The organism is Nocardioides sp. GCM10027114 (assembly GCF_042659625.1).
Lineage (GTDB): Bacteria > Actinomycetota > Actinomycetes > Propionibacteriales > Nocardioidaceae > Nocardioides.
In genome coordinates this window covers 22807-48981 of record NZ_JBHSSS010000029.1, presented here as the reverse complement: position 1 = coordinate 48981, position 26175 = coordinate 22807, and the positions used below count along the sequence as shown (strand labels likewise).

Here is a 26175-nt window from a genome sequence, read left to right as displayed (position 1 = left end):
GCCGGGCCGGTTGCTTTGTCGGGCCCCGCGGGGGCGTCAGCCGTCAGCGCGAGGCGCGAGCGGCCTGCCGCAGGCCGCGGGCGAGGCCCCGGACGACCTCGCCCCGACGGAGGCCGGGCCGGGCCTCGTCCTCGTGCTCGCCCACGTGCTGGTCGTCTACGTCCGCGTCGGCGCCCGCCCCGGTGTCGACAGCGGTGCCGCCCTCGTCACCGGTGGTGGTGGCGGCGCCCCCGGGCAGCTCGGCCCACGGCCCGTGGTCCTCGTGGCCCGCGCCGTGCCGGGCGGAGCGCAGCGCCCGGACGACCACGCCCCGCGTCACGGAGCCGGCCAGCGCGCTGACGACGTGCTCGAGCCGGGCCAGCGCGGTCGCCGGACCCTTGCCGTGGCCGTTGCCGTGGCCGTGGCCCGCCGTGTGGCCGTGACCGTGACCGTGACCGTGACCGGCACCCTGGCCCTGCCCGACCTCGTCGAGGTCGTCCTCGTCGGGGGCGACGTCGTCGTCGACATCCCCCGGGTCGAGGTCGTCGAGCTCGTCGAGGTCGTCGGCGCCCGGCTGGCCGCCGCGGCCCTCGCCCTGGTCCTTGCCCGCGTCCCCGCGACCCCCGCGACCCGGATGCGATTCGGTGTCGCCGGTCGTCTGCGCGGCCTGCTGGACCGCTGGGGCGGCCGCAACCGGGACGGGTGCCGCCACGGCGGACGCCACCGCCTCAGCCGGCTCCTCGGTGGGTCGGCCGGCGTGGTGTACGCCGGGCACCGGCGGGTCCGACAGTGGAACGAGCTCCGAGGACGCGACGACCGAGCTGGGCGCCTCGCGGCCCCACTGGGCGCCGGAGCGCACCTGGTCGGCGATCACGAGAGAGCACACCAGCGCCACCACGATGAACGCGTAGAGAGGTCGCTTGTGGTCGACGCTCACCGACTTGCCTTCCTGCCGAGATCAGGGATGCCCATTCTTCCGGTCGGAGACGCCGCACGACGAACCCGGGCACACAAATGGCACGGAGTGACTACCCGTCCGGGCCCAACGGCCCAGACGGTCCTGGCCCGCTCGGGTCAGGCGGACTTCTTCTTCTTGGCCTCGGCCTCGCGCGGCACCAGCGTCGGCGGCACCTCGTCGGCGACGACCTCGCGGGTCACGATCACCTTGCCGATGTCGCCACGGGAGGGCACGTCGTACATGACGTGCAGCAGGACCTCCTCGATGATGGCGCGCAGGCCGCGGGCGCCCGTGCCGCGCTCCATCGCCTTGTCGGCGATCGCCATCACGGCCCCGGGCTCGAACTCGAGCTCCACGCCGTCGAGCTCGAAGAGCTTCTGGTACTGCTTGATGAGCGCGTTGCGGGGCTCGGTGAGGATCTGGACCAGGGCCTCGTTGTCGAGCTTGCTCACGCTCGCGATGAGCGGGAGCCGGCCGATGAACTCAGGGATCAGGCCGAACTTGGTGAGGTCCTCGGGCCGCACCTGCGCCAGCAGGTCGTCGGCCTCGCGCTCGGCCTGGCCGCGGACCTCGGCGGTGAAGCCGAGGGTCTTCTTGCCGACCCGCTGCTCGACGATGTGCTCGAGCCCGGCGAACGCGCCGCCCACGATGAACAGGATGTTCGTCGTGTCGATCTGGATGAACTCCTGGTGGGGGTGCTTGCGCCCGCCCTGCGGCGGCACCGAGGCGGTGGTGCCCTCGATGATCTTGAGCAGCGCCTGCTGCACGCCCTCGCCGGAGACGTCGCGCGTGATCGACGGGTTCTCGGCCTTGCGGGCCACCTTGTCGATCTCGTCGATGTAGATGATGCCGGTCTCGGCCTTCTTGACGTCGTAGTCGGCGGCCTGGATCAGCTTGAGGAGGATGTTCTCGACGTCCTCACCGACGTAGCCGGCCTCCGTCAGCGCCGTGGCGTCCGCGATCGCGAACGGCACGTTGAGCATCCGGGCCAGGGTCTGGGCGAGGTAGGTCTTGCCGCAGCCGGTCGGGCCGATGACGAGGATGTTGGACTTGGCGACCTCGACGACCTCGTCCTTGGAGTGCTTGCCGCCCGCCGGCTGCAGCCCGGCCTGGACCCGCTTGTAGTGGTTGTAGACCGCGACCGCGAGCGACTTCTTCGCCTGCTCCTGGCCGATCACGTAGGAGTTGAGGAACTCGAAGATCTCCTTGGGCTTGGGCAGCTCGTCGAGGCTGACCTCGGTGCCCTCGCTGAGCTCCTCCTCGATGATCTCGTTGCACAGGTCGATGCACTCGTCGCAGATGTACACGCCCGGCCCGGCGATGAGCTTCTTGACCTGCTTCTGGCTCTTCCCGCAGAAGGAACACTTCAGCAGGTCACCACCGTCACCGATGCGCGCCACGGGTCATCCTCCGGTCTGGGTCCAACGAAAAGCCGAGCCGTACGACGGTACCTCGGCCCGCCCCCCGAAGGGTGGCGGACACGAGGATCCCGTCGTCGGTCGTCGGCCGGGGGTTCATCTCGAACGGGTGGTCGGTCGGCCTGCTCAGCGGGTGAGCGCGGGCGTGCCCTTGCGGGACTCGATCACCGAGTCGATGAGGCCGTAGTCGACGGCCTGCTCCGCGGTCAGGATCTTGTCGCGCTCGATGTCCTGGCTGACCTGGTCGCGGTCGCGGCCGCTGTGGTCGGCGATCATCTTCTCGAGCAGCTCGCGCATCCGCAGGATCTCGTTGGCCTGGATCTCGATGTCGGAGGTCTGGCCGAACGTGCCCTCGGTGTAGGGCTGGTGGATCAGGATGCGGCTGTTCGGCAGCGCCATCCGCTTGCCGGGCGTGCCGGCGGCGAGCAGGATCGCGGCGGCCGAGGCGGCCTGACCGATGCAGACGGTCTGCACGTCGGGCTTGATGAAGTTCATCGTGTCGTAGATCGCCGTCAGCGCCGTGAACGAGCCACCGGGGCTGTTGATGTAGATCTGGATGTCCTGGTCGGGATTCATCGACTCCAGGCACATCAGCTGCGCGATCACCGCGTTGGCGACGTCGTCCGAGATGGGCGTGCCGAGGTAGATGATGCGGTCCTCGAACAGCTTGGCGTAGGGGTCGATGCGGCGGAACCCGTAGGAGGTCCGCTCCTCCCACTGCGGGATGTAGTAGTTCATGTCGGGTCCTCCGGTCAGTCCTTGGTGCGGGCCGGGCGGCCCTCGTCGGCCGCCTCGCGGGCGCTGGTGATCACCTGGTCGATGAAGCCGTACTCCTTGGCCTGGTCGGCGGTGAACCACCGGTCACGGTCGGCGTCGGCGATGACCTGGTCGAGCTCCTGGCCGGTGTGGGTCGAGATGAGCTCGAGGAGGACCTTCTTGATGTGCAGTGACTGCTGCGCCTGGATCTTGATGTCCGAGGCCGAGCCGCCCATGCCGGACGACGGCTGGTGCATCATGATCCGCGCGTGGGGCAGGGCGTAGCGCTTGCCCTTGGTGCCGGCGCAGAGCAGGAACTGGCCCATCGAGGCGGCGAGGCCCATGCCGACCGTCGCCACGTCGTTGGGGATGTAGTTCATCGTGTCGTAGATCGCCATCCCGGCGTCGACGGAGCCACCGGGGCTGTTGATGTGCAGGAAGATGTCGGCCTCGGGGTCCTCAGCGGAGAGCAGGAGGAGCTGGGCGCAGATCGCGTTGGCGTTCTGGTCGCGCACCTCGGACCCGAGGAAGACGATCCGCTCTCGCAGCAGTCGCTGGTAGATGTGGTCGTCGAGTCCGTACATCGACGCAGCGCCGTTCATCTGGGGGCTGGAGTTCTGGGTCACGAGTGCGACCCTAGCCCCCGTCGCCCAGACATCCACGCGCAATCCCCCGCTGTTCGCCGACAGCAGATTTCGTCCCGGCCGGACCGGGCCCGGCGGCGACGCGGCGGCGTAGGCTCGGCCGCGAGGAGATGGCAGAGGAGGTGCCCATGCCACCCGACCGGTCGTCGGACCGCACCCTGGAGGACGTCAGCGCCCCGAGCCGGGTGGCCGGCGAGGGCGAGGGCATCGGGCGCGACGAGCTCCACCTCGCGTCGCGCAACCACGCCATGCCGCTGGAGGCACTGCGGGCCGACCTCACCCCGCCCGGGCTGCACTACGTGCTGACCCACTACGACATCCCCTTCGTGGACGCGCAGGCCTGGCGGCTGCGGCTCGCCGGCGGCGGGGGCGCCCCCGTCGAGCTCGGCCTCGACGACCTGCGGTCGCGGCCGCAGCACACCGTGCGGGTGACGATGGAGTGCGCCGGCAACGGCCGCGCGGTCCTCGAGCCCCGGCCGGTGAGCCAGCCGTGGCTCACCGGTGCCGTCGGCACCGCCGAGTGGACCGGCGTACCCCTGACCGACCTGCTGACCGAGCTCCACCCGCCCGGCGGCGCCACCCACGTCGTGTTCACCGGTCTCGACCACGGCGTGGAGCGGGGCGTCGAGCAGGACTACCAGCGCGGCCTGGCGCTCGACGACGAGGTCATCGGCCACGCGGTGGTGGCACTGGAGATGAACGGCGCCCCGTTGCCGGCGCAGCACGGCTTCCCGGCGCGGCTGGTGGTCCCTGGCTGGTACGGCATGGCCCATGTGAAGTGGCTGCGCGAGATCTCGCTCCAGGACTCGCCGTTCGAGGGCTTCCAGCACCACGCCTACCGGCTGCGGGCCGAGGCCGACGACCCCGGCACCCCGGTCACGCGGATCGAGCCGCGCGCGCTGCTGGCGCCGCCGGGCTTCCCGGACTTCATGAGCCGCACCCGCGTGCTGCGCCCCGGCCCCGTGGCGCTGGAGGGCCGCGCCTGGTCGGGCTGGGGACCGGTCGTCCGGGTCGAGGTCAGCACCGACGACGGTGCGACCTGGACGGACGCCGACCTCGGCGCGGAGGCCGGGCGGTGGGCGTGGCGGCGGTTCACCGCCGCCTGGGAGGCCACCCCGGGCACCCACGCGCTCCGGGTGCGCGCGCACGACGCCACCGGCCGGGTGCAGGGCACCGAGCCCGACTGGAACCGCGGCGGGTTCACCAACAACGCCGACCTGGCGCTCGAGGTCGTGGTGCTGCCCGCCCCCTAGTCCGGGAGACGGGTCGGGCACGGACCGGGTCAGGCCCGGTCGTGCGCGAGGAGCAGGCGCCGGAGCGCGTCGGCGACCGCCCGCCCGGCGGCCGGGTCCAGCGGCGCGAGGAACTCCCGGTCCACCGCGAGCACCGCCTCGAGCGCCCGCTCAGCCCGGCGCCGGCCCACCCGGGTGAGGCGTACCCGCACCGAGCGGCCGTCCTCGGCGTCCGGCACCCGCACGACCAGCCCGTTGCGCTCGAGGCGGTCGAGCCGGGTGGTCATGGCACCGGTGGTGATCAGCGCCTGGGCACTGAGGTCCTTCGGGTGGAGTCCGACCTGGCCGCCCTCGCGCCTGACGGTGTTGAGCACGTCGAAGTCACCGAAGCTGAGGTCGAGCAGTCGCAGTGCCGCCTCGATCCGCTGCTGCAGGAGTGCCGCGCAGCGGAGCAGCCGGCCGGCGACCGCGAGATCGGACACGTCCACCCCGGGGGACACCTCGCTCCAGGCCGCCAGCATCCGGTCGACGTGGTCCAGACGGTTCGCGGGCACAGGAAGAAGATACCTTGCTATCAAGTTATCTCGGTCGATGTCTTGGAACCAAGGCATCTCCCGAGAGGAGAGAGCGCATGACTGCGTACGCACTGTTCGACAACCTGAGCGTCGAGGACGAGGCCGGCCTCGACGAGTACCGCTCCCGGGTCAAGGCCGTCGTGGAGAGCTTCGGCGGCCGCTACCGGGTCGTGGGTGGCGACTGGGAGACGCTCGAGGGAGACAGGGCGCTGACCTTCCCCGTGCTCATCGAGTTCCCGGACGCCGGCGCAGCCCGGGCCTGGTACCACTCCGACGAGTACCGCCCGCTGCGGGAGCTGCGACAGCGCTCGGCGAGGGTCGACGCCGTGCTCATGTCGACGGACGACCCGACCGCGCTGCTCGACGGCTGACCGGGGCGACGGTCAGGCCAGCCACTCCCGCAGCGCCCGGTGCACCGCGGGGTGGTTGAGCAGGTCGAAGTGGCCCGCGCCGCCGACGTGCAGCACGTCCGCGCCCGGGAAGAGCTCGCCGCCGGCGCGGTCCCGGCCGTACGCCGAGTCCACTCGCACCAGCACGTCACCGAGCAGCTGCCCGAGCGGGTGGCGCGACGAGCGGCTGAGGGTGGCCGCGACGAGGTGGTAGCGGGCGTGCGGCAGGGGCGGCACGTCCTCGGCGAGCCCCGCCACCAGGTCGCGCACGCCGAGCGAGCGGTGGTCGAGGATCCGGCCGAACGCCGCGGTCTCGGGGAGCCGCCCCAGACCCCGGCTGCCGTGGCCGACCCCGGTCGCCAGCGGCGCCCCGAGGTGCGGCGTTCCCAGCGTCACGACGTCGGTCACCAGCCGGGTCCACGGCCGCTCCGACCACTCCGCACCCGTGGCGACGGCCGCCGCGACCCGCATGACCAGCCCGCCCATCGAATGGCCGACCAGCGCCACGCGCGTGACCTCGACCGGCCAGGCGTCGACGAGGTCCTGCAGCAGCGAGCAGAGCGCGACGCCGTTGGCCCGCAGGCCCAGGCCGGTGTTGGCGCGGAGCAGCACCGGGGTCCAGCCCACGGCGCGCAGCATCTCCGGGTAGGTCGTGCCGACCCGCTCGCGTCCCCGCTGCCAGTGGCCCTCGTGCTCGCACAGGCCGTGGAGCAGCACCACCACCCGGCCCGCGGCGTCCGGGAAGGCGTCGCGGAGGGCCTCGGCCTCGAGCGGCACGTCGCGCCCGTCGACGCGGACGGCCATCTGGATCGCGAGCCGCGGCCGCTCCTGCGCCAGCCGGTCGCCGATCAATCCGTTGACGGCCGACCCGAGGAACCGGCCCCGGGCGTCGTCGTCGAGCCGGGGCCCGACGCCGGTCGCGGCCACGCGGTCGAGACCGGCCGACGCCGCCCGCAGGCCGCCGCCGAGACCGGCGTACACCGCACCCGCGATGCCGCGGTGGAGCCGCTCGGCCGCCGAGCCACCGCCCCGCCGCGGCCCGCCGACCAGGCCGTGCACCCGGTCGACCCACGCCAGGTGGGTGTCGCGCACGGTGCGGACCACCAGCTCGTCGGCCACCGCCGCGACCAGCGCGAGCGCGTCGAGCACCCCCGGGCCGTCACTCCTCCGCCTGCGCGCCGCGTCCACGCACCCATCCTAGGCGGTTCAGTGAACAGTCGTACACCCAATTGTGGGGAGGTCGGCTCCGAGGGCGCAGCAAATGGGCGACGCCCCGGACAGTCGTGCTGTCCGGGGCGTCGTGCCGTGCGGGGCGGGACTCAGGCGTCCGCCTTCTCCTCGGCCTGCTCGTCGTCGGCGGGCGCCTCGTCGGCGGCCTCGGCGTCGGCCTCGGCGTCGGCCTCCGACTCGGGCTCACCGATGGTGCCGTCGGGGCGAAGGTTCTTCAGCTCGACCACGTTGCCGGAGGCGTCCTTGACGGTGGCGTTCTCGACCAGCGTCGCGAGCGCCTTGCCGCGCAGGATCTCCTGGACCAGGTCCGGGATGTGGTTGTGCTCGAACATGTGGTTCGCGAACTCCTGCGGGTCCTGGCCGGACTGCTGGGCGCGACGCACGAGGTGCTGGGAGAGCTCGTCCTGGTTGACGCCGTACTCCTCCTTCTTCGCGATCTCGTCGAGCACGAACTGTGCGGTGACGGCGTCGCGGACCCGGCGCTCGAGCTCGGCCTCGAACTCGTCCTGGGTCTGGCCCTCGTCCTCGAGGTACTTCTCGAAGGTGATGCCGGCGTAGGCGAGCTGCTGCTCGATGTTCTGGCGGCGGGCGTTGAGCTCGTCGGTCACGATCCCCTCGGGGAGCGGGATCTCGACCTTCTCGAGCAGCGCCTCGAGCACCGCGTCACGGGCGGCGGCGGCCTGCTCGAGGCGCTTGCCGCGGCCGAGCCGCTCGCGGACGTCGGCGGTGAGCTCCTCGACGGTGTCGAACTCGGAGGCCATCTGGGCGAACTCGTCGTCGGGCTCGGGCAGCTGCTGCTCCTGCACCGCGGTCACCTTGACGAGGACCTCGACGTCCTGGCCGACCAGGTCGCCACCGACGAGCTGCGAGGAGAAGGTCTTCTCCTCGTCGGCCGACATGCCGACGAGCGCCTCGTCGAGACCCTCGATCATGCCGCCGCGGCCGACCTTGTAGGACATCCCGGAGACCTCGCCGCCCTCGACGACCTCGCCGTCCTGGAGGGCCTTGAGGTCGAGGGTGACGAAGTCGCCCTCGGCAGCCGCGCGGTCGACGTCCACGAGGGTGCCGAACCGCTCGCGCAGCGCGCCGAGCTGCTCCTCGACGTCCTCGTCGGTGACCTCGATGTCCTCGACCTCGGCCTGGAGGCCGTCGTAGGCGGGGAGCTCGACCTCGGGCTTGATGTCGACCTCAGCGGTGAACTCGAGCGCGTCGTTGTCGTCGAGGCGGGTCACCTCGATCTCCGGCTGCGCCAGGGGCTCGAGGTCGTTGCTCTGCAGCGCCTCGATGTACTTCTTCGGGAGGACGTCGTTGACGGCCTCGCTCAGGACGGCCTCGCGGCCGACCTGGCGGTCGATCACGGCGGGCGGGACCTTGCCACGACGGAAGCCGGGGACGTTGATCTGCTGGGCAATCTTCTTGTACGCCGCGTCGAGGCTCGGCTTGAGCTCCTCGAAGGGCACCTCGACGGTCAGCTTGGCCCGGGTCGGGCTCAAGGTCTCGACGGCGCTCTTCACAGGTCGTCTCCTCATTCAATCTGGTTCCGGGTGGACGTCGGGGCGACAGGACTCGAACCTGCGATCTCCTGCTCCCAAAGCAGGCGCGCTAGCCACTACGCTACGCCCCGCCAAGGTGGGCCCCCAGAACTGTCTCGGGCCCCTCTTGGAGCGGATGACGGGAATCGAACCCGCGTAGCCAGTTTGGAAGACTGGGGCTCTACCATTGAGCTACATCCGCGCGCGAACGACCGGCCTGCAGGCAGGCCGGATCCGCGGAGGTCATCGTGCCACACCCGGGGTCACGCCCCGTAACCGAGGCGGCGTCCGCAGCGGCGTACCAGCCGCTCAGGAGCGGTACACGAGCAGCAGCGCGCGGTCGTCCTGGCGCGACCCGAGCGCCTCGATCATCCGGACCGCTCCGCCCTCGAAGTGGCCGCGCAGCAGCTGCTCGGCCTTGCCGAGCATCCGGTCGATGCCCAGCCCGATCTCGCGGCTCGGCGTCTCGACGAGGCCGTCGGTGTAGAGCAGCATCGCATCACCGCGCCGCATCTGGCCGTGCACCGACGGGAACTCCGCACCCGGGAGCAGCCCGAGCGCGGGACCCTCTGCCGGGTGGACGGCCCAGCGGCCCGAGCCCGCGGCCCGCTGCGCGGCCGGCGGGTGGCCGGCCGAGCGCAGCACGTAGTCGCCGGTGGCGAGGTCGAGGGAGAGGTGGACCGCCGTGGCGAAGCCCTCGTCCCAGTCCTGGCGCAGCAGGTAGTCGTTGGCGGCCGGCAGGAAGTCCTCCGGCCGCAACGAGCCGAGCAGGCCGCCGAACGCGCCCGACAGCAGCAGCGCCCGGGTGGCCGCCCCCTCCCCCTTGCCGGAGACGTCGACGACGGCGACGTCGAAGCGGTCCCCGTGCGGCGACATCGAGGTCACCACGAAGTCGCCGGCGAACGGGGTGCCGCCGGCCGAGCGCAGCGCCTGCTCGGCGTGCCACGGCCGCGGCAGCTCCGGGATCTGCCCCTGCCCCTGGATCCGGTCGCGCAGGTCGATCAGCATCAGCTCGCCCCGGGCACCCGCAACGCCGAGCCGGGAGCGGCGGAAGGAGGTGATGAGGATGATGAAGCCGGCAATGAAGAGAACGAGCACGCTCAGCACGATCCGCAGCTCGACCTCGTCCTGCGACGCGACGCCCAGCACCACCAGCACGAGCATGAAGACCACGAACCACGGCAGGTGCCGGGGGCCGAGCCGCAGACTGCCGATGAGCATGGGCAGCACCATGGAGCTGAGCGGGACGTGGTGCGGCTGCCAGTAGACGAGGCTCGCGAGGCCCAGCGCGAAGAGCACCAGCACCCGCACGTCGCGGCTCTCGCGGGGCAGGACCCGACGCTGCACGCCGTACCAGGTGCGCTGCACGGACCGGCGGTTGCCGGGCGCGGTCGCGACACGGGTTGCGCTCATCGTCCTCGGCTCTCGTCGGGGGTCGGGCTCACTGTACGGCTCGCGACCGGAATCGGGGCTGGCATCGCGGACACCAGAACAGGTTCCGGCCGAGCAGCACCTCCGTGCGGACCGTGGCCCCGCACACGTGGCAGGTCTGCCCCGCGCGACGGTAGACGTAGACCTCGCCCCCGTGGTCGTCGACACGCGGCGCCCGGCCCATCGCCTCGGGCAGGTGCTCGGGGCGCACGGTGTCGATCCGGCCCGTCCGCACGCCCTCGGTCATCAGGTCGACCAGGTCCTCCCACATCGCCCGGAACTGGCCGGAGCGCAGCGTGCTCCCCGGGCGCAGCGGGTCCATCCGGTGGCGGAACAGCAGCTCCGCCCGGTAGACGTTCCCGATTCCCGCGATGATGTCCTGCTGCATCAGGAGGCCGCCGATGGGGGCCCGGCTGCGGCGGATCCGCTCCCACGCCGGGGTCGGGTCGGTGCCCGGGCGCAGCGGGTCGGGTCCGGAGCGTGCGACCAGGGCGTCGCGCTGCTCGCCGGTCAGCAGCTCGCAGGCAGTGGCGCCGCGCAGGTCGGCGTACGACGTCCCGCCAGGGCCGTCAGCGGCCACCAGGCGCAGCCGCACCTCACCCACGGGCTGCGGCACCTCGGCCGCGCCGGTGACCACGTCGAGCTTTCCGTAGAGGCCGAGGTGCACGTGGACGAACCGCTCGGCCGGAAAGGCGATGAAGAGGTGCTTGCCCCACGCCTCGGCCGCCTCGAGCGCCTGTCCGTCCACCAGCGCCGCGCCGTCGGCGAACCGGCCCTGCGGGCTGCTCGCCCGCACCCGGCGGCCGCCGAAGACCCGGGTCAGCTCACCGGCCAGGCGGTGGAGGGTGTGCCCCTCAGGCATCGTCCCCGGAGACGTCGGCCTCCTCGGCGTCGCCGGAACCGTCAGTGCCCGCAGGACCCTGCAGCGCCGACTCCGGCAGCGGCGGCAGTTCGCCGCTCTCCTCGTACGTCGCGAGCTGGCCGATCCGGCGGACGTGCCGCGCGTCGCCCGGGAAGTCTGTGGCGAGGAAGGTCCCGACGAAGCTGGTCATGTCGTCGAGCGAGTGCATCCGGCCGCCCACGGCGACGACGTTGGCGTCGTTGTGCTCGCGGGCGAGGACCGCGGTCTCCTCCGACCAGACCAGGGCGGAGCGGATGCCGCGCACCTTGTTGGCGGCCATCTGCTCGCCGTTGCCCGAGCCGCCGATCACGACGCCGAGGCTGTCGAGGCCCTCGGCACGCTCCGCGGCGACCGCCTCCGCGGCGCGCAGGCAGAAGACGGGGTAGTCGTCGAGCGCGTCGTAGACGAACGGCCCGTGGTCGACCGGCTCGTAGCCGTGGTCGAGGAGCCACGCCATCAGGTGGTCCTTGAGGTCGAGGCCGGCATGGTCGGAACCGAGGTGCACGCGCATGCGGCGGATTCTGTCAGGACGCGTGCTGGCGGAGGTACGCGGCCACCTGGCCCATCAGCGACGCTGCGGCGGGGAACACACCGGGGTGCCGCCAGAAGCCGTGGACCTGTCCCTGGTAGCGGGTGGAGACGACCTCGACCCCCTCCTCCACGAGCCGGGCGGCGAGGTGCTCGCCCTCGTCGCGCAGCGGGTCGTGCTCGGCCGTGACGACCAGCGTCGGGGGCAGCGTGCCGAGCCGGTCGGACAGCAGCGGCGCGAGGTCCGGGTGGGGGTGGGACAGGTCGGCCGCCGAGGCGGCGTACTGCTGCCAGTACCAGGCGCCCTCACGCGGGTCGAAGCCGTCGGCGTGGGTCCGGTAGGAGTCGAAGCCGGCGGTGGGGTCGAGGAAGGGGTAGATGAGCACCACCGCCCGGAACGCGCCGGGGTGGCGCAGCGCCGCGACCAGGGCGAGGTTGCCGCCGGCGCTGTCGCCGTGCGCGAAGCGCGGCCCCGGGAGCCTGGCCCCGTCCGGCCCCTCGAGCCAGCCGACCACGGTGGAGACGTCGTCGGGCGCCGCGGGGAACCGGTGCTCGGGCGGGCGCCGGTAGTCGACACTCAGCACCCGCAGCCGGCTGCGGTTGGCCAACCGGCGCGCGGAGGCGTCGTGGACGTCGACGTCGTTGAAGACGAAGCCCCCGCCGTGCACGTGGACCACGACCCCGTCGGTGGCCTCCGCGGGCACGTAGAGCCGGCAGCGCACCCCGTAGGCGTCGACGTCGCGCACCTCGGCGACGTCCTCACGCGGCTCGGCCGCCGCCTCCGCGCGGTCCCGGACGCGGACCGCGTCGACGTCCAGCCCGGGCGTCCACACGGGCTCGACGGCAGCCATCGCCTCGAGCGCCCGGCGTGCCTCGGGGAACAGCGCCACGACGTCGGCCCTAGCGCTGCAGCAGGGCGTCGAGACCGACCGCGAGCGCCGCGGCGACCCGGAAGTCGACCCGCTGATCGGGCACGTGGACGGTGTAGCGGTCCCGCACCGAGGACTGCCGCTCGATGCTCAGCAGCGGGGCGCCGTCGGTGCCGGTGAAGTCGAAGTGGATCGGCAGGAACGGGATGTCGAGGAATCGGCGCACCAGCGCCACCGCCATGCTCCGCTCCTCCCCCGTGCCGTGGTAGCCCGGGCCCTCCACGTGGAACGTGGTCCGCAGCAGGCTGGAGGCGAAGTCCTTCTTGAAGTAGCCGATCTGCTGGCCGCCCTCGTCGGTCACGTCGTAGCCGGCGCCGAAGTCCAGGCGCTGCCGGGCCTTGAACGCGAAGACCGGGCGGGCCTTCGTCTCGTCGCTGTAGAAGGTGACCTGCTCCTTGAAGGCCATCCGCTTCTGCTCCGCGAGGCCCATGAGCTGCCCGACGCTGCCGTCAGGGTTGGCGGCATAGAGGGTGTAGCGGTTCGTCGTCATGGCGAACTTCTGCACGACGTAGAAGGTCGGCAGGTACATCGAGTGGCTCACGGCGGGCACCCTACTGTGCCGGGCCGGAGCGCCTCCCTCGAACATCCGGTTGGCCCATATCCGGTTGGCGTGGACCGTCGGGGACGGCAGGCTGGCCGCATGGCTGAGCACAACAGCGGGCACCCCGGCGCTGATCCCGCGATCACGGTCGAGCGCGCCGCCGACGAGGAGCGGTACCTCGCGACCGACAGGCTCGTGTGGTTCGACGGCGAGCCGGACCTCCCCGTGGCCGAGCAGCTGCTCGGGGTCCCGCCCCACCAGCGCTTCGCCGCCGACCGCGCGGGCGCGGCGGCGGGCACCTACCCCGGCATCTACGGCGTCCGGCCGCTGCAGCTGGCGCTGCCCGCGGAGGAGGGCACCCGGCCGATGCCGTGCGCCGGCCTGACCTGGGTCGGGGTGCACCCCGACCACCGCAGACAGGGCGTGCTGGGCGCGATGATGCGCCACCACCTGGAGCAGACCCACCGCGAGGGGGTGGCGCTCTCCGCGCTGCACGCCAGCGAACCCGCGATCTACGGCCGCTACGGCTACGGCCTGGCGAGCGTGGCGACGAGCATGTCGCTGGGCCGCGGCACAACCCTGACCGCGCCCGGGCTCGACGACGAGGCGGCCGCACTCCGCACCGAGCTGGCCACCGAGACCGGTGCCGACCTGGTCCGCCGGCTGCGCGAGTGCGACCTGCGCGTCGCGACCACCGCCCCCGGCATGGTGGTCGGCGAGGAGGACTACTACGCCGCCGTGGTGCGCGAGCAGCCCGAGCTGCTGCGCGAGAAGGAGCGTCACCGGTTCCTCTTCGCCGTGCGCGACGGCGTCGACGTCGGCCACGCAGCGTTCCGACGTACCCACAAGTGGGAGCGCAACCGGCCGTCGGGCACGGTCCACGTCCTGGCGCTCAACGCGACGCCGGCGGCCGAGCTGGCGCTGCTGCGGCGGCTGCTCGACCTCGACCTGGTGGGCACGGTCCGGCTCCCGGACATCGGCGTCGACGACCCGCTGCACCACTGGATCGGCCCGCGCGCCGACACCGAGTCCGTGCCCGTCGACAACCTGTGGATCCGGATCGTCGACCTCGAGGCGGCGCTGCCGCTGCGGTGGTACGCCGACGACTGCGAAGTGGTCGTCGAGGTCGCCGACGAGCAGCTCCCCCGGCAGGCGGGCCGGTGGCGGATCAAGGTGGCCGGCGGGGAGGGCCGCGCGGAGCGCACCGACGACTCCCCCGACCTCGCGCTGCCGGTGGCCGCGCTGGGGGCGATCTACCTCGGCGGCCCGTCGCTGGCGAGCCTGCAGCGGGCCGGGCTCGTCACCGAGCACCGACGGGGCGCGGTGCGCGAGCTCGGGCGTGCGTTCCGCACCGAGCTCGCCCCGGCAGCCTCGGTCGGCTTCTGAGGCACCCGGACGTCATACGTTCCGGTCGTCATAGCGACCGGAACGTATGACGTCCGCGACGCAGTGCGTCAGCCGCCGAGGCGGGCGAGCTCCTCGTCGACGACCGACGGGTCGAGCTTGGTGAAGACCGGCGTCGGCTTGTCGACCTTGGCGCCGACGACGACCTCGCGCGACTCCCAGGCGGGGGTGGCGGAGTACTCGCCGGTGATGACCGGGTAGCTCTCCAGCCCCGCACCGTCCTCGGGGTCGAGCTCCTGGACCTGCTCGATGTGCGGCATCGGCATGAACTCCCCCTCGCCACCGAACGTCGCCCACACCTTGTTGGAGGCGTGCGGCAGGAACGGCGCCAGCAGCGTGTTGCAGTCGAGGACGCACTGGGCCGCAACGTTGAGGACCGTGCCCAGCCGCTCGCGCTGGCTGTCGTCCTTCATCTTGTACGGCTCGGTGACGGTGAGGTACTTGTTCACCTCGCCGACCACCCGCATCGCCTCGGCGATGCCGGCGCGGAGCCGGTGTCGCTCGAGCAGGTCGCCGACGGTGTCGAAGCCGGCCCGGACGGCGGCCAGCACCGCCTCGTCGACCGGCTCGAGCTCGCCGCGGGGCGGGACCTCGCCGAAGTTCTTCGCGATCATCGCCGCGGTGCGGTTGACCAGGTTGCCCCAGCCGGCCACGAGCTCGGAGTTGTTGCGGGTCACGAAGTCGGCCCACGTGAACGCCGCGTCGGAGGTCTCCGGCCCGGCCGCGCAGATGAAGTAGCGCAGCGCGTCCGGCCCGTAGCGCGCGAGGAAGTCGCCGACGTAGATGACGTGGCCGCGGCTGGTGGAGAACTGCGCGTCGCCCATCGTGAGGTACTCCGAGGACACGACCTCGGTGGGCAGGTTGAGCACGCCGTACTCGCCCGGCTCGCCGCCGCGCTCGCCCTTCCCGGAGTAGGCCAGCAGCTCGGCCGGCCAGATCTGGGAGTGGAAGACGATGTTGTCCTTGCCCATGAAGTAGTAGGACAGCGCCTCGGGGTCGTTCCACCAGTCGCGCCAGCGGTCGGCGTCGCCGAGCCGGCGTGCCCACTCGATGGACGCCGACAGGTAGCCGATGACCGCGTCGAACCACACGTAGAGCCGCTTCGTCGGCTGCTCGCGCCAGCCGTCCAGCGGGATCGGGATGCCCCAGTCGATGTCCCGGCTCATCGCGCGGGGACGGATCTCCTTGAGGATGTTCTGGCTGAACTTGATGACGTTGGGGCGCCAGGTGCCGGAGGCCTCCCGCTCGTCGAGCCACTCCCCCAGTGCACCGGCCAGCGCCGGCAGGTCGAGGAAGAAGTGCTGGGTCTGCACGAACTCCGGCGTCTCGCCGTTGATCTTCGACCGCGGGTCCTTGAGGTCCGTCGGGTCGAGCTGGTTGCCGCAGTTGTCGCACTGGTCGCCGCGCGCCTCGGCGTACCCGCAGATCGGGCAGGTGCCCTCGATGTAACGGTCGGGCAGGGTGCGGCCGGTCGACGGACTGATCGCCGACTGGGTGGTCTGCTCGACCATGTAGCCGTTGCGGTGCACGGCGGTGAACATCTCCTGCACCACGCGGTAGTGGTTGCCGGTGGTGGTGCGGGTGAAGAGGTCGTAGGACAGGCCGAGGTCGACGAGGTCCTGGACGATGACCGCGTTGTTCTTGTCGGCGAGGTCCTTCGCCGAGACGCCCTCCTTGTCGGCAGCGACGAGGATCGGCGTGCCGTGCTCGTCGGTGCCCGACACCATCAGGACGTCGTGGCCCGCCATCCGCATGTACCGGCTGAAGACGTCGGAGGGCACACCGAAACCGGCGACGTGGCCGATGTGGCGCGGGCCGTTGGCGTACGGCCAGGCGACGGCGGACAGGACTCGACTCATGCGGATGATCCTAGGAGCGCCGCCGAGTCGGCCTCACACCGATTCCGTCTGGCGTACCGTCCGGTGACGTGCGCCTCATCGCCGAAGACCTGATGCTCCTGCTCCTGCGGGACGACAAGGGCACCCTCGACGCGTCGTACCCGCAGCCGACGCTGGGCGGCGCGCTCCTCGAGGAGCTGGCGGTGACGGGCGCCGTACGGCTGGAGAAGAAGAGCGTCTGGCGGTCCGGGAAGGTGCTCGGCGTGCCGGGCGCGTCGGTCGACGACCCGGTGCTGCGTGCCGCGCTGGCGACGGTCGCCGAGAAGGAGCGGACCGCGGAGGACCTGGTGAACCGGCTCGGTAAGGACCTGCGCGACGTGCTCGCCGAGCGGCTGGTGACCCGGGGCGACCTGCGGGAGGAGCGGACCCGGGTGCTCGGGCTGTTTCCCCGGAAGCGGTGGCCGGCGGCGGACACCACCCGTGAGACGGAGGTACGCCGCGACCTCACCGCGGCGCTCGTCCACGGCGTGACGCCGGCCCCGCGGACGGAGGCGCTGGCCGCGCTGCTGCACGCGCTCGACAAGCCCCACAAGGTGGTGGACCGGCAGGGCCTGCCGGCGCGCGAGGTGAGGCGGCGGGCGAAGGGGCTCGCCGAGGGTCACTGGGCCGCGAAGGCGGTGCGGGACGCGATCGCCTCGGCCAGCTCCTCGGCCGCCTCGGCGAGCAGCTGACCGGGGGCCGGTCCCGCCACGGGGCGTCCCGCTGGCCCCTCCCGTCACACCGCTCGGCCACTGCCGTCGCTTCTCGGGCACTCCAGTGGCCGAGAAGCGACGCGATCCCCGGATATCCGGGGATCGCGACGGCCCCCAGTTTCAGCTGAAGTCGAGCTGGCGGGTCCGGCTGCGCTTGATCTCGAAGAAGTCCGGGTGGGACGACAGGGTGACCGCGGCGTCCCAGATGGCGCCGGCGTCCTCGCCGCGCGGGGCCTTGGTGAGCACCGGGCCGAAGAAGCCGTGGCCGTCGACGCCGATGGTGGGGGTGCCGACGTCGTCGCCGACGAGGTCCATCGCGCCCCGGTGGGACTTGCGGACGGCCTCGTCGTACTCGTCGTCGTCCATGGCGTCGGCCAGCGAGGTGGGCAGCCCCGCGTCGGTGAGCGCCTCCTCGACGAGCGCCCGGTCGACCTCACGCTTCTCGACGTGGATGCGCGTCCCGAGGGCGGTGTAGAGGGGCAGCAGCACGTCGTTGCCGTGGGCCTGCTCGGCGGCAACGAGCACCCGCACCGGCGCCCACGCGGTGGACAGGAAGTCGCGGTAGGCCTGGTTGACGTCGCGATCCTCGTTGAGCACGGCCAGCGACATCACGTGCCAGGTGGTGCGGACGCCACGCACCTGCTCGACCTCGAGCATCCAGCGCGAGGTGATCCAGGCGAACGGGCACTTGGGGTCGAACCAGAAGTCGGCATGCGTCATGACAGGCACAACTCCCTGCCCCGACTGCGGCATTCCCAGATGACTAGTGCGTCCGGGCCATGGGGACTGGGGCCTGTGTCACACCAGCGCCAGGAGCACGCCCGCGAGCGCGCAGACCCCGAGCGTGCGCAGCACCGACCAGCCGCGCCGGAGCACCAGCCACGCCGCCAGCGCGGCGACCAGCCACGCCTCCCAGACGTACGCCGACCAGACGGGCGCGTCGAGCGCGAGCGGTCCCCAGCCCACGGCCCGGGTGTCGGAGAAAAGGGTGTGCACCGCGAAGTAGAGGGCGAGGCTGGCGATGACGCCGACCACGGCGGCGGTCACCCCGGCGAGCGCCGAGGAGAGCGCGTGGCTGCCGCGCAGCCGCTCGACGTACGGCGCCCCCAGGAAGATGAAGACGAAGCTCGGCACGAAGGTGACCCAGACCGTCAGCAGCGAGGCGAGCACCCCGGCCACCCACGGCTCGAGCGCGCCGGGGTCGCGGTAGGCGCCGAGGAACGCCACGAACTGCACCACCATGATCAGCGGCCCGGGGGTGGTCTCGGCCAGGGCCAGCCCGCGCACCATCTCGCCCGGCCCCAGCCAGCCGAAGGTCTCGACCGCCGCCTGCGCGACGTAGGCGAGCACGGCGTAGGCGCCGCCGAACGTCACCAGCGCCATGCCGCCGAAGAAGACGCCCTGGTCGACGAAGACCGAGTCGGAGTCCCGCGTCAGCAGGAGCGCCGCCAGCACCGGCGTCACCCAGAGCACGACTCCCCCCGCCAGCACGGCGAGCACGCGCCGCCCGGACGGGCGGGCGTCGTGGAGCGCGTCGTCGGGGACGAGCGGGTCAGCGTGCTGCTCCCCCGCTCCGGGCTTGCCCGGTGGCGGTACGGCGAGCCACGCCGGCTGCCGGCGCCCGGCCGCCCAGCCGAGGACGCCCGCGCCGAGCACGACGAGCGGGAACGGCAGGCCCAGCAGGGCCAGCGCGACGAACGCGGCCACCGCGAGGCCGACGAGGAAGCGGTTGCGGAGCGCCCGACGGCCGACCCGGACCACCGCCTGCAGCACGATCGCGAGCACCGCCGGCGCCAGGCCGAGGAAGAGCCCGGCCACGAGCGTGGTCTCGCCCTGGGCCACGTAGAGCCAGGACAACGCCAGCATCGCGACGAGACCGGGCAGCACGAACAGCACGCCGGCGACGAGCCCGCCGATCCAGCCGTTCAGCAGCCACCCGGAGTAGACGGCGAGCTGCTGCGCCTCCGGGCCGGGCAGCAGCATGCAGTAGTTGAGCGCGTGGAGGAACCGACGCTCGCCGATCCAGCGGCGCTCGTCGACGAGCGTTCGCTGCATGACGGCGATCTGCCCCGCGGGGCCGCCGAAGGTCTGCAGCGAAACGAGGAACCAGGCCCGCACCGCCTCGCGGAGGGGAACCACGTGGCGCACGGCGCGGTCGGTCACGGCGACAGTGTGGCAGCAGTGGCGCAGCCGGGCCGCCAAGGATCAGCCAGGGATCGGCCAAGGCATCAGCCAGGGATCAGCGAGGGACGTCGACGGTGGTGCGCGCCCGCGCCGGGAGCACCACCTCGGTGCCGGCGTACCGGACCCGGACGGTGCGCTCGCCGGGCCGCAGCCCGCGGACGACCACCCGCAGCACGCCGTCGCGCACCTGCCCGGTCTCCTCGGCGCCGCCGACCTTGATCGTGGCTCGGCCGGCCGGCGCGTCGACACCCGGCGCCGTCACCAGCAGCCGCACGACGGCGCGACCCGGGCGGGCATTGGTCCGGACGTCGAGCTCGGGCTTCACCGCGACCAGACCCTCGACGGGCACGACCACGGTTCGGTCGCGATAGCCGCTGCGGCGCAGGTCGACCTGCAGCGACATCCGGTGGCCGACGTCGTCGACGTCGAGGCCGTACGCCGCCCCCTCGCCGACCGCGACCCCGTCGCGCAGCCAGGTGTAGGTGACGGTCGCGTCGGCGGGCTCGACGACGCCCGGCACGGCCCAGAGGGTGCGCCCGGACTTGAGCCGGCCCCGGACCGCGAACGGCTCGGCGATCTCGAAACGGCCGGCCTGCACCCGCGCGGTGGGCTCGGAGGTGACGGGCGAGGCGAAGTAGGCCTCGCGGCGGGCCGTGGTCGTGACGGTGATCTGCTGGCCGATCAGCTGCTGGCCCACCCGGAGCCGGGTGCCGGTGGCGCCGGGGATCGGCTCGCCGTCGGCGAGCCACTGGACCGAGGTCGAGTCGGGCACGGGCGACCAGGCGCCGGGCACGAGCTCGAGCACCTCGTCGACCCGGGCGGTCCCGGCGATGGCCGGGGCGGCCGCGACGGCGAGCGTGCCGCGCGAGACCCTGCTGGTCGCGGAGGTGCGGGCCTCGCCGTCGACGTAGCCGCGCTGCGTCGCCGTCACCCGGAGCTTGATGCGCACGCCCCGGAGCTCCGGGGTCAGGGTGAGCGTGGTGCCGGTGGCGCCCGGGATCGGCTCACCCGCGGCCAGCCACTCCAGCTGCTGGGTCGCCGTCGGGGACCAGCTGCCGGTGTCGGCGCTCAGCGTCTTGCCGACGGCCGGGTCGCCCGTGATCTGCGGCGGGTCCACCACCGACACGGTCTCGTCCATGAAGTGGATGAAGCCGGTCGGCCAGCGGCCGCTGTCCTGCGTGATCACCCGCCAGTGGAAGTCGCCGCCCCAGCTGTCCTCGGACACCACGATCTTCGTGGCGGAGACCACCTGCTCCACGTAGGCGACGTGGCCGCTCGAGCCGACGCCCCCGGTGTTGCGGTTCCACCAGGCCACGGCCCCGACCATCGGGGTGTCGTCGAGCAGGTGGCGGTTGGCGGGCCCCCAGTTGTAGGCCATGCCGGTGCCGTCCCACGGCCGCTCGGCCGACATGCCGCGCTTCACGAAGCGGTAGGCGACGTAGTTGGTGCAGTTGTGTCCGGCGTACATCCGCCACCACATCTGGTCGCTCGCCTTCCTGTAGCCGTGGTGCGGGTAGCCGGCCTTCTGGCAGGCGGCATAGCCGGTGCACAGGTAGCGATTCGCGGCGTGCGCGGCAGGTGCGATCCCCGACAGCGCCGTCCCCGCGAGCAGCACGAGGGCTGCCACGAGGGCGCTGCAAAGTCGTCGGGTCCGCTGCACGGTCGAACAGTCAACCCCATGTCAAGCACCCTCGCGGCGTTTCTTGACAAAAATCTCACCCGTCACACGCTTCCCACGGGTCGCAGCCGTGGCCGCACCGCGAACGGTGGCCCGGTGACGATTCGGGAACGACGGGAATCCCGGTTGGGAGGCGGGTCGGCCCGGTGCCATGATGCTCCGCATGCCTGGAACCAACCTCACCCGGGACGAGGCCGCCACGCGCGCAGCCCTCCTGGACGTCACCTCGTACGCCATCGACCTGGATCTCACGACGGGTGACAAGACCTTCGCCTCGACGACGACGATCCGGTTCACCTGCCGCGAGCCCGGCGCGGACACCTTCGCCGACCTGGTCGACGCCACGGTCCACGAGATCACCCTCAACGGCCGGTCCCTCGACCCCGCAGCGGCGTACGCCGACAGCCGGATCGCGCTGACCGACCTCGCCGCCGACAACGAGCTCGTGGTCCGCGCGGACTGTACCTACTCCCGCACCGGCGAGGGCCTGCACCGCTTCGTCGACCCGGCCGACGACCGGGTCTACCTGTACTCCCAGTTCGAGGTCCCGGACGCCCGCCGGGTGTTCACGACGTTCGAGCAGCCCGACCTCAAGGCGCCGTTCACGTTCCGGGTCACCGCGCCGAGCCACTGGAAGGTGGTCTCCAACGCGCCGACGCCCACCCCCGAGGACCTGGGCGACGGAAAGGGCCTCTGGTCCTTCCCCGAGACCAAGCCGATGTCGACCTACATCACCGCGCTGGTCGCCGGCGAGTACCACGAGGTGCTCGACACCTACGAGGGCAAGCACGGCGACATCCCCCTGGGTCACTACTGCCGCCAGTCGCTGGTCGAGCACATGGACACCGACGAGCTGGTCAAGCTCACCCGCCAGGGCTTCGAGTTCTTCGAGGAGCTCTTCGACTACCCCTACCCGTTCGTGAAGTACGACCAGCTCTACGTGCCGGAGTACAACATGGGCGCGATGGAGAACGCCGGCTGCGTCACGCTGCGCGACGAGTACCTCCCCCGGTCGCGCCAGGACCGCTCGTTCTACGAGTTCCGCGCCGAGGTGATCCTCCACGAGATGGCGCACATGTGGTTCGGCGACCTGGTGACCATGAAGTGGTGGGACGACCTCTGGCTCAACGAGTCGTTCGCCGAGTGGGCGTGCTACCACGCCGCGGTCGAGGCCACCGAGTTCGACGAGTCCTGGACCGGCTTCACCAACGCCCGCAAGAACTGGGCCTACCGCCAGGACCAGCTGCCCAGCACCCACCCGATCGCGGCCGACAACGTCGACCTGCGCGCGGTCGAGGTCAACTTCGACGGCATCACCTACGCCAAGGGCGCCTCGGTGCTCAAGCAGCTGGTCGCCTGGGTGGGCCTCGACAACTTCGTGGCCGGGCTGCGGCAGTACTTCAAGGACTTCGAGTACTCCAACTCCGAGTTCAAGGACCTGCTCGCCGCGCTCGAGAAGGCGTCCGGCCGCGAGCTCGGGTCGTGGGCCCAGGAGTGGCTGCAGACCTCCGGCGTCAACACCCTCGCGCCGCAGTTCGAGCTCGACGCGGACGGCGGCTACACCTCGTTCGCGGTGCGGCAGACCGCCCACCCCGACTACCCGACGCTGCGCCGCCACCGCCTCGGCATCGGCCTGTACGACGAGAAGGACGGCCGGCTGGTGCGCCGTACCTCGCTGGAGATCGACGTCGTCGGCGAGCTGACCGAGGTGCCCGAGCTGGTCGGCGTGAAGCAGCCCGACCTGCTGCTGCTCAACGAGGGTGACCTCGCCTACGCCAAGATCCGCCTCGACGAGCGCTCCCTCGCGACGGTCGTGGGCGGCCTCGGCACGCTCGACGACACCCTCGCCCGCGCCCTGTGCTGGGGTGCCGCGTGGGACATGACCCGCGACGCGGAGATGAGCGCCACGGACTTCGTGTCGCTGGTGCTCAGCGCGGTCGGCGAGGAGACCGACGCGTTCGGCGTCGCCCGGATCCCGAGCTACGCGGCCCAGGCGGTCAACACGTTCTCGGCGCCCGCCACCCGGGCCTCGCTCAGGGCGACCTGGGAGCAGGGGCTGCGCAAGCTGCTCGACAACGCCGAGCCGGGCAGCGACCAGCAGCTCAGCTTCGCTCGCGCGTACGCCGCGGCGGCGCACAGCGACGAGGCACTGGAGGCGCTCGAGCGCCTCCTCGACGGCACCCTCTCCCTCGACGGGCTGGTCATCGACACCGACATGCGGTGGACGCTGGTGACCTCGCTCGCGCGTGCCGGTCGCGCCGACGCCGCCCGGATCGACGAGGAGCTGGCGCGCGACAACACCATCTCCGGCCAGGAGCACGCCGCCGCGGCGAAGGCGGCCCGACCGTCGGCCGAGGCCAAGGCCGAGGCCTGGGAGGCCGCGATCCTCCGCGACGACGTGCCCAACGAGACCCAGCGCAGCATCGTCCTCGCCTTCCAGCAGCACGGCCAGGACGACGTGCTGGCGCCGTACGTCGAGCAGTACCTCGAGACGGCCCACACCCTGTGGGAGGACAAGGGCACCCAGCGCGCCTCGACCGCGCTCGAGTGGATGTTCCCCCGTCCCCTGGCCAGCCAGCAGCTGCTCGACCGGGTCGACGCGTGGCTGGAGTCCTCGCCGGCCAACGACGCCGCGAAGCGCTACGTGCGCGAGGGTCGCGCCGACGTGGCCCGCGCCCTGGCCGCCCAGGAGCGCGACGCCCGGCAGTGACGTGAAATGACGCCGACCCGCCCGAAGCTCTCGGGCGGGTCGGCGTCATTTCGGGGGCAGGCCCCGGAGGTCAGACCTCCGCGTGGAGGGTGCGTGGCGTGCGGGCGTGCTCGGCGAGCATCGAGACACCGCGCTTGAGGCCGCCGACGAGGTCGCCCTGGGCGAAGGCGCTCTGCATCTCGAGCACGGCCAGCTCGACCTCGCGGTCGGTCAGCTGGCGACGCACCACGGCACCGGTCACGACCTCGAGCGCGCGGGCGTCGGGGTCGACCAGGACGAGGACGCTGCGGCTCGGCGCCACCAGGGCGGCGTGGAGCCGCGCGGCGAAGTCGCGCGGGTCGCCGTCGGCGGACCCGACGTACACCGAGAACTCGCAGCGCGAGGACTGCTCGGCAGCACGGATGACCCGGTCGAGCTCGTGCTGCTCGGCCGAGCTGAAGTCACCAGCGGCCACTCGCGCCACCCGTCTCCTCGGAGCGCTCACCGGACTCGAGCTCGGGGGCGCCGCCGCGCGGGCCGCCGAACCACTGGCCGGCCGCCGGGGTGCCACCCGGGGCAAGGCGCTCGCCGCGGACCATCGCCGGCAGGTAGACCGCCAGCGCGATGAGGACGAACAACGCCAGCGGGAGCACGCCGAGCCACAGGATCGCCGACAGCGGCGAGACGGGGTCGGGGTCGCTCCAGCCCTCGGGAACGTCGGCGACGGCAGGCGTGGCCGCGAGCACCGGCACCGCGACCGACCCGAGGAGCAGGGCGGCGCGACGGACGTGGGTACGGGAGTTCGGGGTCACGGGCAGCAGGATATCGGCTCCGCCGGTGCGGTCCGTCACGGGCGGGTGGCCGCCGGAACGTCGACTCCGTCACACCCGGCCCGAAGCGGGCGCGCGGGTTTCCGGTCCCCCCGGGGGTGCTGTACATACTGGGGCGCATGCCCTTCTCCCTGTCGAGCAAGCCCTGCGCCCCCGACGAGTTCCTCTGCGAGCGCGCGCTGGAGTGGACCGGCAACGAGGACGTCGCGGCGTTCGCCGACCTGCTGATCGGCAAGCCGCTCAAGATCATCACCATCCTGGTGATCGGCCTCGTGGCCAGGTGGGTCCTCCACCGCCTCGTGAACCGGCTGATCAAGAAGGCCGAGAACGGCGTCCTCCCCGACCGGGTCAGTCGTGTCGCGCTCGGCGGCTCCCGCAGCCGCAACCACGGCAGCGCCCCACGGGACGTCGCGGGCGCCACCCGCCGCGTGCAACGGGCCCAGACCATGGGGTCGCTGCTGAAGAGCATCATCACCGGCATCATCGTGGCCGTCATCGTCACGATGGTGCTGGCCGAGGTGAACGTCAACGTCGCCCCGATCATCGCCAGCGCCGGCATCCTCGGTCTGGCGCTGGGCTTCGGCGCCCAGAGCCTCGTCAGCGACTTCCTGTCCGGAGTCTTCATGATCTTCGAGGACCAGTACGGCGTCGGTGACGTCGTGGACCTCGGTGAGGCGATCGGCACCGTCGAGGCGGTGAGCCTGCGGGTCACCCGCCTGCGCGACGTCAACGGCACCGTCTGGTACGTCCGCAACGGCGAGATCATGCGCGTGGGCAACATGAGCCAGAACTGGTCGCGCACCGTCCTCGACATCTCGGTCGGCTACGGCGAGGACCTCGCCCGGGTCAAGCGCGTGCTCCAGGACGTTGCCCACGACCTGTGGGAGGACGAGGACTACAAGGGCATCGTCATCGAGGAGCCCGAGGTCTGGGGCGTGGAGCAGCTCGCCGCCGACGGCGTCACCGTGCGGGTCACCCTCAAGACCGCCCCGCTCGAGCAGTGGGCGGTCGCCCGCGAGATGCGGCAGCGGATCAAGGACCGCTTCGACTTCGAGGGCATCGAGATCCCCTTCCCGCAGCGGGTCGTCTGGCACCGCGACCAGCCCACCGACGCGGCCGGGGCCAGGGACGCCCAGGTGGCCGACCAGGCCTGAGCACACCGGCACCCTCCGGACACGGAACGGCCGGCCCCGGGAGCCCCGGGGCCGGCCGTTTGCGCGCTCAGCCCAGCTTCGCGTCGAGCGTGATCGTGGTGCCGGTCAGCGCCTGGCTGACGGGGCAGTTCTGCTTGGCGCCCTCGGCGGCCTCCTGGAACGCCGCCTCGTCGATGCCCTCGACGACGCCGACGACGGAGAGGTGGATGCCGGTGATGCCCTTGCCCGGCGTGAAGTCGACGTCCGCCTTCGTCTCCAGCGACGTGGGCGGGGTCCCGGCCCTGCCGAGGGCCCCCGAGAGCGCCATCGAGAAGCAGGAGGAGTGAGCGGCCGCGATGAGCTCCTCGGGGCTGGTCTTCCCGTTCGGCTCCTCGGCGCGAGCGGGCCAGGAGACGTCGAAGGTGCCGATCCCGGAGGATTCAAGGGTCACCCGGCCGGCGCCCTCGGTGAGGTTGCCCTCCCACCGGGTCTGGGCGGTGCGCGTCGTGCTCATGCGGTCATCACTCCTCAGGTGTGGGGTACCGGGCCGCGTGGCCTGAGGCGGCCGCGGCCCACGGTCGGGCCGAGTCTTCCACGCACCACAAGGCCCGATGTGACCCGTCT

General features: G+C 72.2%; 25 protein-coding genes and 2 tRNA genes. 6 read left to right on the top strand and 21 right to left on the bottom strand.

Features of this window, described 5'->3' with window-relative positions; genetic code table 11:
• Positions 1-43: 43 nt before the first annotated feature.
• The 4 genes from ACFP2E_RS17040 to ACFP2E_RS17025 all read right to left on the bottom strand — a co-directional run bounded on the left by ACFP2E_RS17040 (position 44) and on the right by ACFP2E_RS17025 (position 3713).
• Positions 44-916: a hypothetical protein gene (locus ACFP2E_RS17040; protein WP_378522938.1), complete on the bottom strand. Its 873-nt coding sequence runs from the start codon at positions 914-916 to the stop codon at positions 44-46.
• 137 nt (positions 917-1053) lie between these two features.
• Positions 1054-2337, bottom strand: coding sequence for an ATP-dependent Clp protease ATP-binding subunit ClpX (gene clpX, locus ACFP2E_RS17035; protein ID WP_378522939.1), 1284 nt, complete (start codon positions 2335-2337; stop codon positions 1054-1056).
• A gap of 144 nt (positions 2338-2481) precedes the next feature.
• Positions 2482-3093 (bottom strand): ATP-dependent Clp protease proteolytic subunit, encoded by a 612-nt coding sequence (locus tag ACFP2E_RS17030; protein WP_378522940.1) that lies wholly within the window; start codon positions 3091-3093, stop codon positions 2482-2484.
• Between the two features lie 14 nt (positions 3094-3107).
• Positions 3108-3713, bottom strand: coding sequence for an ATP-dependent Clp protease proteolytic subunit (locus ACFP2E_RS17025; RefSeq protein WP_378522985.1), 606 nt, complete (start codon positions 3711-3713; stop codon positions 3108-3110).
• A 170-nt stretch (positions 3714-3883) separates the two neighbouring features.
• Between ACFP2E_RS17025 and ACFP2E_RS17020 the strand changes: the two genes are divergently transcribed.
• A complete protein-coding gene (locus ACFP2E_RS17020) occupies positions 3884-5008 on the top strand; it encodes a sulfite oxidase (protein WP_378522941.1) in 1125 nt (374 codons plus the stop codon).
• A gap of 29 nt (positions 5009-5037) precedes the next feature.
• Here the strand turns inward: ACFP2E_RS17020 and ACFP2E_RS17015 are convergent, their stop codons facing one another.
• The gene (locus ACFP2E_RS17015) at positions 5038-5541 is read right to left on the bottom strand and encodes a MarR family winged helix-turn-helix transcriptional regulator (RefSeq protein ID WP_378522942.1); all 504 of its coding nucleotides are present in this window, start codon (positions 5539-5541) and stop codon (positions 5038-5040) included.
• Positions 5542-5618: 77 nt separating this feature from the next.
• Here ACFP2E_RS17015 and ACFP2E_RS17010 point away from each other — a divergent pair, with 77 nt between their 5' ends.
• Complete coding sequence (locus ACFP2E_RS17010; protein ID WP_378522943.1) at positions 5619-5933, top strand: DUF1330 domain-containing protein; 315 nt, start codon at positions 5619-5621, stop codon at positions 5931-5933.
• A gap of 12 nt (positions 5934-5945) precedes the next feature.
• Here ACFP2E_RS17010 and ACFP2E_RS17005 read toward each other — a convergent pair whose 3' ends face one another.
• The 9 genes from ACFP2E_RS17005 to ACFP2E_RS16965 all read right to left on the bottom strand — a co-directional run bounded on the left by ACFP2E_RS17005 (position 5946) and on the right by ACFP2E_RS16965 (position 13043).
• Positions 5946-7139 carry a lipase family alpha/beta hydrolase gene (locus ACFP2E_RS17005; RefSeq protein WP_378522944.1) on the bottom strand — a complete coding sequence of 398 codons (1194 nt, stop codon included), beginning with the start codon at positions 7137-7139 and terminating at the stop codon, positions 5946-5948.
• Positions 7140-7270: 131 nt separating this feature from the next.
• A complete protein-coding gene (tig, locus tag ACFP2E_RS17000) occupies positions 7271-8695 on the bottom strand; it encodes a trigger factor (RefSeq protein WP_378522945.1) in 1425 nt (474 codons plus the stop codon).
• 37 nt (positions 8696-8732) lie between these two features.
• A tRNA-Pro gene (locus tag ACFP2E_RS16995) sits at positions 8733-8805 on the bottom strand.
• A 36-nt stretch (positions 8806-8841) separates the two neighbouring features.
• A tRNA-Gly gene (locus tag ACFP2E_RS16990) sits at positions 8842-8915 on the bottom strand.
• A gap of 107 nt (positions 8916-9022) precedes the next feature.
• Positions 9023-10126 (bottom strand): PP2C family protein-serine/threonine phosphatase, encoded by a 1104-nt coding sequence (locus tag ACFP2E_RS16985; RefSeq protein WP_378522946.1) that lies wholly within the window; start codon positions 10124-10126, stop codon positions 9023-9025.
• A 28-nt stretch (positions 10127-10154) separates the two neighbouring features.
• Positions 10155-11006: an Fpg/Nei family DNA glycosylase gene (locus ACFP2E_RS16980; protein WP_378522947.1), complete on the bottom strand. Its 852-nt coding sequence runs from the start codon at positions 11004-11006 to the stop codon at positions 10155-10157.
• Positions 10999-11556 (bottom strand): ribose-5-phosphate isomerase, encoded by a 558-nt coding sequence (locus ACFP2E_RS16975; RefSeq protein WP_378522948.1) that lies wholly within the window; start codon positions 11554-11556, stop codon positions 10999-11001. The genes ACFP2E_RS16980 and ACFP2E_RS16975 overlap by 8 nt, the downstream gene beginning before the upstream one ends.
• A gap of 13 nt (positions 11557-11569) precedes the next feature.
• Entirely contained in the window at positions 11570-12463 is an 894-nt protein-coding gene (locus ACFP2E_RS16970; protein WP_378522949.1) for an alpha/beta hydrolase, read from the bottom strand.
• Positions 12464-12473: 10 nt separating this feature from the next.
• Positions 12474-13043, bottom strand: a complete 570-nt coding sequence (locus tag ACFP2E_RS16965) for a hypothetical protein (protein ID WP_378522950.1) — start codon at positions 13041-13043, stop codon at positions 12474-12476.
• A gap of 99 nt (positions 13044-13142) precedes the next feature.
• Between ACFP2E_RS16965 and ACFP2E_RS16960 the strand changes: the two genes are divergently transcribed.
• The gene (locus ACFP2E_RS16960) at positions 13143-14429 is read left to right on the top strand and encodes a GNAT family N-acetyltransferase (protein WP_378522951.1); all 1287 of its coding nucleotides are present in this window, start codon (positions 13143-13145) and stop codon (positions 14427-14429) included.
• A 68-nt stretch (positions 14430-14497) separates the two neighbouring features.
• On the opposite strand, the gene metG is transcribed toward ACFP2E_RS16960, so the two are convergent.
• Positions 14498-16306 (bottom strand): methionine--tRNA ligase, encoded by a 1809-nt coding sequence (gene metG / locus ACFP2E_RS16955; protein WP_378522952.1) that lies wholly within the window; start codon positions 16304-16306, stop codon positions 14498-14500.
• Positions 16307-16374: 68 nt separating this feature from the next.
• On the opposite strand from metG, the gene ACFP2E_RS16950 reads away from it, so the two are divergent.
• The gene (locus ACFP2E_RS16950; protein ID WP_378522954.1) at positions 16375-17016 is read left to right on the top strand and encodes a GPP34 family phosphoprotein; all 642 of its coding nucleotides are present in this window, start codon (positions 16375-16377) and stop codon (positions 17014-17016) included.
• Positions 17017-17157: 141 nt separating this feature from the next.
• Here the strand turns inward: ACFP2E_RS16950 and ACFP2E_RS16945 are convergent, their stop codons facing one another.
• From ACFP2E_RS16945 to ACFP2E_RS16935, 3 genes are all read right to left on the bottom strand, one after another.
• Positions 17158-17757 (bottom strand): DsbA family protein, encoded by a 600-nt coding sequence (locus ACFP2E_RS16945; protein ID WP_378522955.1) that lies wholly within the window; start codon positions 17755-17757, stop codon positions 17158-17160.
• A 78-nt stretch (positions 17758-17835) separates the two neighbouring features.
• A complete protein-coding gene (gene chrA, locus ACFP2E_RS16940) occupies positions 17836-19200 on the bottom strand; it encodes a chromate efflux transporter (RefSeq protein ID WP_378522956.1) in 1365 nt (454 codons plus the stop codon).
• Positions 19201-19276: 76 nt separating this feature from the next.
• Positions 19277-20881, bottom strand: coding sequence for a CHAP domain-containing protein (locus tag ACFP2E_RS16935; RefSeq protein WP_378522957.1), 1605 nt, complete (start codon positions 20879-20881; stop codon positions 19277-19279).
• Positions 20882-21062: 181 nt separating this feature from the next.
• Here ACFP2E_RS16935 and pepN point away from each other — a divergent pair, with 181 nt between their 5' ends.
• Complete coding sequence (pepN, locus tag ACFP2E_RS16930; protein WP_378522958.1) at positions 21063-23609, top strand: aminopeptidase N; 2547 nt, start codon at positions 21063-21065, stop codon at positions 23607-23609.
• A gap of 70 nt (positions 23610-23679) precedes the next feature.
• On the opposite strand, the gene ACFP2E_RS16925 is transcribed toward pepN, so the two are convergent.
• Positions 23680-24072: a DUF5130 family protein gene (locus tag ACFP2E_RS16925; RefSeq protein ID WP_378522959.1), complete on the bottom strand. Its 393-nt coding sequence runs from the start codon at positions 24070-24072 to the stop codon at positions 23680-23682.
• Positions 24050-24400 (bottom strand): hypothetical protein, encoded by a 351-nt coding sequence (locus tag ACFP2E_RS16920; protein ID WP_378522960.1) that lies wholly within the window; start codon positions 24398-24400, stop codon positions 24050-24052. Before ACFP2E_RS16920 ends, ACFP2E_RS16925 begins: the two co-directional genes overlap by 23 nt.
• A gap of 137 nt (positions 24401-24537) precedes the next feature.
• Between ACFP2E_RS16920 and ACFP2E_RS16915 the strand changes: the two genes are divergently transcribed.
• Complete coding sequence (locus ACFP2E_RS16915) at positions 24538-25572, top strand: mechanosensitive ion channel family protein (protein WP_378522961.1); 1035 nt, start codon at positions 24538-24540, stop codon at positions 25570-25572.
• Positions 25573-25639: 67 nt separating this feature from the next.
• On the opposite strand, the gene ACFP2E_RS16910 is transcribed toward ACFP2E_RS16915, so the two are convergent.
• Positions 25640-26065, bottom strand: coding sequence for an OsmC family protein (locus ACFP2E_RS16910; RefSeq protein WP_378522962.1), 426 nt, complete (start codon positions 26063-26065; stop codon positions 25640-25642).
• Positions 26066-26175 lie beyond the last annotated feature (110 nt).